The organism is Enterobacter sp. CGMCC 5087, assembly GCF_003144775.1.
GTDB classification, from domain to species: domain Bacteria; phylum Pseudomonadota; class Gammaproteobacteria; order Enterobacterales; family Enterobacteriaceae; genus Enterobacter; species Enterobacter cloacae_M.
This window is the reverse complement of the sequence record NZ_QFXN01000150.1, coordinates 38,296-46,897: the sequence shown is the minus strand read 5'-3', so window position 1 is coordinate 46,897 and position 8,602 is coordinate 38,296. Positions and strand designations below refer to the sequence as shown.

7 protein-coding genes are annotated in these 8,602 nt (G+C 54.8%); 2 read left to right on the top strand and 5 right to left on the bottom strand.

Annotated features, from left to right (window positions below):
* Nucleotides 1–233: 233 nt before the first annotated feature.
* Nucleotides 234–1,529 (top strand): MFS transporter, encoded by a 1,296-nt coding sequence (locus DEO48_RS14060; protein ID WP_109845525.1) that lies wholly within the window; start codon nt 234–236, stop codon nt 1,527–1,529.
* Here the strand turns inward: DEO48_RS14060 and DEO48_RS14055 are convergent.
* The 5 genes from DEO48_RS14055 to trxC all read right to left on the bottom strand — a co-directional run bounded on the left by DEO48_RS14055 (nt 1,526) and on the right by trxC (nt 7,247).
* Nucleotides 1,526–1,849 (bottom strand): YfiM family lipoprotein, encoded by a 324-nt coding sequence (locus tag DEO48_RS14055; RefSeq protein WP_045399407.1) that lies wholly within the window; start codon nt 1,847–1,849, stop codon nt 1,526–1,528. The genes DEO48_RS14060 and DEO48_RS14055 overlap by 4 nt on opposite strands.
* 45 nt (nt 1,850–1,894) lie before the next feature.
* Nucleotides 1,895–3,250: a CDP-diacylglycerol--serine O-phosphatidyltransferase gene (gene pssA / locus DEO48_RS14050; RefSeq protein WP_023308861.1), complete on the bottom strand. Its 1,356-nt coding sequence runs from the start codon at nt 3,248–3,250 to the stop codon at nt 1,895–1,897.
* A gap of 110 nt (nt 3,251–3,360) precedes the next feature.
* Nucleotides 3,361–6,024, bottom strand: a complete 2,664-nt coding sequence (gene pat / locus DEO48_RS14045; protein WP_048978828.1) for a protein lysine acetyltransferase — start codon at nt 6,022–6,024, stop codon at nt 3,361–3,363.
* A gap of 35 nt (nt 6,025–6,059) precedes the next feature.
* The gene (locus tag DEO48_RS14040; protein ID WP_109845524.1) at nt 6,060–6,758 is read right to left on the bottom strand and encodes a tRNA-uridine aminocarboxypropyltransferase; all 699 of its coding nucleotides are present in this window, start codon (nt 6,756–6,758) and stop codon (nt 6,060–6,062) included.
* A 69-nt stretch (nt 6,759–6,827) separates the two neighbouring features.
* Nucleotides 6,828–7,247, bottom strand: coding sequence for a thioredoxin TrxC (gene trxC / locus DEO48_RS14035; protein WP_023308858.1), 420 nt, complete (start codon nt 7,245–7,247; stop codon nt 6,828–6,830).
* A 204-nt stretch (nt 7,248–7,451) separates the two neighbouring features.
* Here trxC and DEO48_RS14025 point away from each other — a divergent pair, with 204 nt between their 5' ends.
* Entirely contained in the window at nt 7,452–8,582 is a 1,131-nt protein-coding gene (locus tag DEO48_RS14025; RefSeq protein WP_029741125.1) for a tRNA/rRNA methyltransferase, read from the top strand.
* The last annotated feature ends 20 nt before the right edge of the window (nt 8,583–8,602 follow it).

The following is an 8,602-nucleotide window of genomic DNA, read 5'->3' as shown; positions in this document are numbered from 1 at the left end:
TGTGAGAGTAGGGAACTGCCAGGCATCAATTAGAAGAACCCCGTACCGTAAGGTGCGGGGTTTTTTGCTTTGTGCTTATACTCTCTGGCCTTCCTCTTAATCCCTTATCCTGCTAATGGAATGTGTGATCCCTGTCGCAATGTTATTTATAACAAGATTATAACATTTCGTTTACGAGGTAATTGAGTCTCCTGGCTCAATACGCCGCTGTTTATGGCAGGAGCATAATCACAATGACAGAAAGCATTACATCAAACGGGACGCTGGCTAACAGTGATACCCGAAGAAGGGTATGGGCAATAGTCAGCGCCTCTTCAGGGAATCTGGTTGAATGGTTCGACTTTTACGTCTACTCATTCTGTTCACTCTACTTCGCACATATTTTTTTCCCATCCGGCAACACCACAACGCAGCTGCTACAAACGGCGGGGGTATTTGCCGCAGGGTTTTTAATGCGGCCCATCGGGGGCTGGCTGTTCGGTCGCATTGCGGATCGTCGCGGCCGTAAGACTTCTATGCTGATCTCGGTGTGCATGATGTGCTTTGGTTCTCTGGTGATCGCTTGCTTACCGGGATATGAATCGATTGGTACCTGGGCACCGGCGCTACTTTTACTGGCCCGCTTATTTCAGGGATTATCGGTGGGCGGTGAGTACGGTACCAGTGCGACCTACATGAGTGAGATTGCACTGGAAGGCCGTAAAGGTTTTTACGCCTCATTCCAGTATGTCACGTTGATTGGTGGTCAACTGCTGGCCATTCTTGTGGTGGTGATCCTGCAGCAAATTCTGACGGATGAACAACTTCACGCCTGGGGATGGCGAATTCCTTTCGCAATGGGCGCAGTACTGGCGGTTGTCGCACTTTGGCTACGCCGTCAGTTAGATGAAACCTCTCAGAAGGAAGTCAGAACGCTAAAGGAGGCGGGAACATTCAAAGGGTTATGGCGTAACCGCAAAGCTTTCCTTATGGTGCTGGGCTTTACTGCGGGCGGATCTCTTAGTTTCTACACGTTCACCACCTATATGCAGAAGTACCTTGTGAACACCACCGGCATGCACGCAAACGTTGCCAGCGTAGTCATGACCGTGGCGCTGTTTGTCTTTATGCTCATACAACCTATTATCGGTGCGCTCTCGGATAAAATCGGTCGACGAACGTCGATGCTGATTTTTGGCGGGCTGTCGGCATTATGTACCGTACCTATTCTGTCTGCCCTTCAGCATGTGACTTCGCCGTATGCCGCGTTTGCGCTGGTGATGCTGGCGATGGTGATTGTCAGTTTCTATACCTCTATTAGCGGAATACTGAAAGCCGAAATGTTCCCGGCGCAGGTACGTGCTTTAGGGGTAGGGCTCTCTTATGCGGTAGCTAATGCGTTGTTTGGCGGATCGGCGGAGTACGTTGCGTTATCGCTTAAATCATGGGGAAGTGAAACGACATTCTTCTGGTACGTAACGATAATGGGCGCACTGGCCTTTATTGTTTCCCTGATGCTGCATCGCAAAGGGAAAGGCATTCGGCTTTAATAGCGTGCCATCTGCCACACGGCATAGCCGGTCGTTGCGCCGGCGACATCCCAGGCGAAATCTTTCCAGCTCCAGCCGCTCCCTGCGGGGCGGCTATCCCACAGTTCTTTTGATGCTCCAAGACTGACTGAGAACATCAACCCAATTGCCGCACTGCGATCCCGGCTGTATCCCTGATGCTGCGCATATTCATTACCGGCTGCAGACAACATCGCGGAAGCGAGGAAATGCTGGGCTTTATCCTGTCCAGACCAGTTATCGTTGGCCACATGGCTACAGCCACTCAGAAAAAGGACGCTCAGTAACAGAGGAATACGCATCAACGGGCTCCATAAAAAAGCCCTGCGGGTGGCAGGGCCTGGACATTACAGAATACGGCTGATAAGTCGGTCGATACGAATACGACGCAAGCGGCGGATAAGCTTGCGGACTTTCACCGGGTAATCGGCAATGCTCTGCAGTTCGCGGTAGTGATTCACCACAGTGGTATGTGTGCGAATCAGCTCCAGCTCACGTTCACGTTTTGCGGCTAACTCATGCTGCGGGTCATGGATTAGGATAGCGTTTTCCAGATCCAGTCGCCACGCGCGTGGGTTCAGGTTGTTACCGGTCAGCAGCATCCACTCATCGTCGACCCACATTCCTTTCAGATGGTAAGTGTTGTCTTCATCTTTCCAGAGACGCACAACCAGCTGGTCAGTGTTTACGTAATACTGTAAACGGCTCAGGAAACGGCGCAGGTTAATCTCATAGAGATAAGGCAGGGCACCGATGATTTTGAACGGCTGATCTTCAGGAATGAAGAAGTCGTTTGCAGTTTTATCGCCAACGATGATTTCCACTTTTTTACCGTCGCGCAGCAGCTGAATGATATTACGCACCAGCACGGCAGGAAGGTTAAAGTACGGCGTACAGATGGTGAGTTTCTGCTCCGCGCACGGCATCAGATGGAAGATCGTTTTGTTCAGCAGGCTTGATTTGCCGAGCCCTACCAGCGGGGTAACGGATAACTCTTCGTTGTTCGCATCGCCCTGGAAATGATAGACCGCATCACGTAGCTCCTGGCGGAAGGCGCGAACATCGTTTTTGATTTCCGGGCTTTTAGGGCGTTCGGGATCGTCAAGGCGATTAACACCGCGTCCATGGACCAGATTTTTATCAACCCAGTTAAACATGATATCGGCCATCTGCGGATTACGGATCAGATGGTAGCGGTCGTAGCGATATTTATCGAGCTGATGAAGGTAAACATCATTCAGACTTGCGCCGCTGTAAAGCACGCTGTCATCAATGATGAATCCCTTGAAATGAAGGACGCCGAGCGCTTCACGGGTATTAACCGGGACGCCATAAACAGGCACATCAACGCCAGGATTTTCCTGCGCCGTGCGGCAATACCAGTCGGCATTAGTGTTTGACGCAGCAGCGCCAATACGGCCACGCTGAGCGCGATGCCAGTCTACCAGCACGCGAACATCAAGTTCCGGACGCTGACGTTTGGCTTCATAGAGCGCGTTCAGGATCCCGCGCCCGCCTTCATCCTGTTCAAGATAGAGCGCTACAATGCAAATGCGTCGCGTGGCGCTGGCAATCTTTTCCAGCAGCGTCTCCCGAAAATGAGCGGGAGCGTAAAAGAACTCTACATCATCAACTGACTGAGAAATCTTCGGTAGTTGAGCAAGGTGTTGTTGATGTTTATTACGCTTAAATTTTGACAACATCACAGTGCGTTTCTTCTCTGTTCATTGAAGGGTTGTCTGTACCATGCAAACAACATAAGCGGACAATGATACCACCAGTCCCGTCCAAAGTGGGTAACATTTCCAGTAGCTTACTCGCGTTTGTCTGCTGATGTCAGACTGAGGGACAAGGCCACAATACCTTCGTCCAGCTGAATATCAACGTCAAACCCGAGTTTTCGCGCCAGGGTCACCATACCGCGATTGTTAGGCATAGTAATGCCATTAAGGCGTAACAATCCGTGATCTCGCGTATAACTGATGAGTTTTTCCAGCAGCCGTCTCCCAAGACCCAGGCCTTTAAGATCGGAGCGCACCAGCACCGCAAACTCCGCATCGACGTTATCCGGGTCAGAAATCGCACGCGTGACGCCGAGGATCTCATCCCCCTTATCGGAGCGACGAACGGCAACAAACGCCATTTCTCGATCGTAGTCGATCTGGGTCATATTGGCTAAATCATCGTGGGTAAATTCGTTGATTTCGCTAAAATAGCGATAATAAAGATCCTCTTTCGTGACCTGAGAGATAAAAGCCCGCAGCTGGGGCTCATCTTCCGGCAGAATAGGGCGGAACAAGGCGCGTTCTCCATTCTTCATCTCAACCCACTCCTCCAGCTGCAGGGGATACGGGCGGATCGCCAGACGGCTCTCTCTGTCTCCTTCGAATGGTGCGATATCCAGGGTCACATCCAGCGCCGTAAACTCATTGCCGGAGGCCAGCAGCGGATGAATGTCCAGCCGCTGGATCTCTGCACAATCCACAATCAGGTTAGAGACCTGCACCAGGAACTGGCTTAACCCGGCAATATCAAGCGGGCGCAGCGCACTCCGGCCACGGATCTTTTTACTTTTGATCGCCTGGATGATCAGATAACGCGCCAGGTTCATGTTCAGCGGCGGTAACGCCACCACGGCCTGCTCCTCCGGGCGCCACTCAACGCCACCCTCTCCCAGCATGATGAGCGGTCCGAAGACAGGATCGTGTTCAACCACCACCCGTAATTCCTGAGCCCCTGCGCGGTTGGCCATGCTTTGCACCAGCAATCCGTGGATCCTTGCCTGTGGCCAGGCCATTTTTACCCGGTCGAAAATAGCATCAGCAGCCTGCTGCACCTCAGTCGCCGTACGCAGGTATAACATAACCCCCTGAACATCAGACTTATGCGGGATATCCGGGGAGCGGAGCTTCAGGGCCACCGGATAGCCAATCTGTTCGGCTATATGCACGGCCTCTGCGCTGTCGCTGGCGATCCAGGTCGGTAGGGTTTGCATCCCGTAGCTGCCCAGAATGGGCTGGACCTCATGCGTATCAAGCGAGGTCGCGCCTTCTTCAATGGCCTGCTGCAACAGCCGGTGAACGTCGACGGTGTTCGCCGTCAGATTCCCCGGCAAAGCCGGTGTTTCACGCAGCTGTTTCTGGTTGCGGCGATATTCCACCATATGCATAAATGCGGTGATGGTGCCTTCCGGCGTGCGGTAGGTTGGCAGCCCGGCCTCGCTGAACAAGCGCCGTGCCTCCTGAGAGGAAAACTCACCGCACCAGTTGGTGAGCAGGGTAACGTATTTACCGCGTGGGTGGTTGCGCACGGCATCAATAAGCGCGCGCGCGCTTTCACTGCCCGGCGCGACCGCGCTGGGGGAGTGGATAATCATCAGCGCATCGAAATCCTGGCTATCCAGCAGAATGGATATCGCCCTGATATAGCGGTCGCTGCTGGCGTCATCGCGCAAATCAAGCGGATTGCCGGGCGTCACGCTGGTCGGAAGCGCTTCTTTCAGGCGCTGCAGCGTCTCTTCACTCAGCGTTGCTAGCTTGCCGAAGCGCCGCCACAGCTCGTCCAGAGCGAGCGCGGCAGGGGCCGCACCGTTACTGACAATCATTAGCTTCTCACCGCGCAACGGGCGCATGTGGCTTAACGTCTCAACGGCGGAAAAAAGCTCGTGCGTATCCTGTACCCGCAGCAACCCCGCGCGCTGAATGGCGGCGTCCCAGGCGGGATCCATGCCGGAATGAGAATGCAGCAGACGCTGTGCCGCAGGGCTGCGTCCGCTTTTGATCACCAGGATCGGCTTATTGCGTGAAGCGCTTCGCGCAGCCGAGACAAAACGACGCGCGTCGCTGAGGTGCTCAAGATAAAGCAGGATCGCGCTGGTTTTGCCGTCACGCGCCAGAAAATCCAGCAGCTCATCAACGTCGATATCCAGGCTGTCTCCTAGGGCAATGAAGTAGGAGAATCCCATTTCACGCTGTTGCGCCCAGTCGAGGATGGTGTTCGATACCGCAGCCGACTGCGAGATAAATGCCAGTTTGCCTTTGCGGATCGGAACCGGGGAGAAACTGGCATTCAGCCCCTGCCAGGGGGCAAGCAGGCCCAGACTGTTTGGCCCGAGAATGCGCATTTGATAGCGGCTGGCGCAGGCCAGAAGCTCGGCTTTCTGTTCAGGCGGAGACGAGAGAATTATGCAGGTTTTACACCCTTTCTTGCCGAGTGATTCCAGCAGTTCCGGGTTGCGCTTCGCGTTTGTACAAAGTACGGCAAGATCCGGCACGAAAGGCAGGCTTTGTACATCAGGCCATGCAAGCACTCCCTGAACTGCCTTATAGGACGGCGTGACGGGCATGACAGGGCCATTAAATCCCCCGGCCAGCAGATTACGCATCATCAGATAGCCAGCACGATCCGGCTTCATTGATGCGCCGATAACGGCAATGGATTTAGGACGAAGTAGCGCTTCTAACCCTCGCTGGCTCATGCAGGCCTCCTGTAAATGCAAGCGACCTGATGATTTTAAACGCTTTCTGGCTCGGGCGCTGTGACGCTGCCCTTATGAACGCTTTTTCCCGCCAGATAGCGCTCCCGGAAGCAAGAGAAATGGTTGCCCAGGGCACCAGCCGCAGCGGTATCTCCCGCTAAATCCAGAAGCGCAATCGCCACTTCGGCGGTGCAGTATTGCCCGTCAGCATGCGCTTCACGCAGGCGGTAGGCGGAGACGCGGGAAAGATCGACAGAAATCACCGGCAGCGCGTCGAGATACGGGCTTTTGCGAAACATTTTTCGCGCTTCGGTCCAGGTACCGTCCAGCATGATAAACAGCGGTGGTTTACCGGATGGCGGCGCTGAAAGCACCTGGCGATCTACACCTGCATATGACGCGGGGAAGACGACCATAGGCTGATAGTCGGGGCTGGCCACTAAATCGAGCAGGGCCTGAGGCGCCTCCGTACGGGACCACTGAAACGCGGCGGTATCCGGCAGAATATCGGCGATAAGACGCCCCGTATTGCTGGGTTTCATCGGCTCGGTATCGAACATGACCAGACAAAAACGGCTCTGTGCCGTACTCGGCGCCAGCGTCTCGCACAGACAAACCTTCAGCGGCAACAGGCAGCGCTGACAGCGGCGAATACGGTTGCCTCGGGCGAGGAAAGGTCGGGTGGCGCGCGCGAGGCGTTCGGCGCGTAATTTAAGAACGGCGTTATCAGTCATGGGCGAAATGCAGGAAAAACGCTATTTTCGCAGAGGCGGGAGCGGGGCACAAGACGTGCCCCGAGAATGTTACAGAGACTCGTTTAACCAGCTTTCAAAAGGCGCTTTTGGAACCGCGCCGTTGAGCATATCGATTACTTCACCATTTTTAAAAATCATAATGGTCGGTATGCTGCGAATACGAAAACGGGCGCTCAGTTCGGGTTCGGCTTCGGTATTGACCTTAACGAACCGCATTTTTCCGCTACGCTCTTCGGCCACATCTTCGAAGATCGGCGCGAAGCTACGGCATGGGCCGCACCATGGCGCCCAGAAATCGATCACGACAGGAAGATCGTCCTTGAGGAGTTTGTCCAGCGTAGCACCCGTCGCGTTAATGACATCGCCATCAAATAATTCATGGCCACAACGTCCGCATTTCGCACCATCTTCCATCCGATCGTCCGGGATGCGATTAAGAGCCTGACAGTTGGCACATACGGTATTCATAACTAACCTCTGATAGAGCCGTGGGACAGCGGCACAACGCCGATAATGTTTCTAATATGTTACATATTATCAATGAGCCTGTTTGAAACAACAATGCGTTTTATTCAATGAGAACAATAGTCACAGGCTTTTGTACGAAATTATGGCTATGCGCTGGCACATCGGGTAATCTGCGCGCTTCGCGCAGCGCTGGTGGAGAAAAGCATGAACGACGAAATGAAAAACAAAAGCGGCAAGGTCAAAGTGATGTATGTCCGCAGTGATGATGACTCTGATAAACGCACCCAAAATCCGCGTACCGGAAAAGGTGGCGGGCGTCCGGCGTCTTCTCGTGCAGACGGTGGCCGTCGCCCCGCCCGCGATGACAGAAATAACCGCGGTGATGACCGCAAACGTGACGATCGCAAACGCGATGACCGTCCGCGTTCCGACCGCCCACGCAGTGACCGTCCACGCGACGATCGTCCGCGTGATGACTTCTCACGTGATAACGCCTCCCCGTGGCGCACCGTTTCTCGCGCCCCTGGCGATGAGACGCCGGAAAAAGCCGATCACGGCGGTATCAGCGGTAAAAGCTTTATCGACCCGGAAGTGCTGCGCCGTCAGCGTGCGGAAGAGACCCGCGTGTATGGCGAGAACGCCTGCCAGGCGCTGTTCCTGAGCCGTCCTGAGTGTATCGTCCGCGCCTGGTTTATCCAGAGCGTGACCCCGCGCTTCAAAGAAGCGCTGCGCTGGATGGCCGCGAACCGTAAAGCCTACCACGTGGTTGATGATGCCGAGCTGACCAAAGCGTCCGGCACTGAACACCACGGCGGCGTCTGCTTCCTGATCAAAAAGCGTAACGGCACGACTGTGCAGCAGTGGGTCAGCCAGGCGGATGCCGATGATTGCGTGCTGGCCCTGGAAGATGTGGGCAACCCGCACAACCTGGGCGCAATGATGCGTAGCTGCGCGCACTTTGGCGTGAAAGGCGTGCTGTTGCAGGATGCCGCGCTGCTGGAATCCGGTGCCGCGATCCGTACTGCGGAAGGCGGAGCCGAGCACGTACAGCCGATCACCGGCGACAGCGTTCTGGACGCCCTCGAGCAGTTCCGTAAAGCGGGTTATTCCATCGTGACCACCTCAAGCCATGCCGGTACGCCGCTGTTTAAAGCGACGCTGCCGCGCAAAATGGTGCTGGTGCTGGGGCAGGAACGTGATGGTCTGTCTGACGCGGCGCTCTCCAGTGCGGATCTGAGTGTCTCTATCGACGGAACAGGCAATGTGGAAAGTCTGAACGTATCCGTTGCGACTGGTGTACTGCTGGCCGAATGGTGGCGCCAGAATAAGGCATAATCCATTGTGCTTTTTGTATG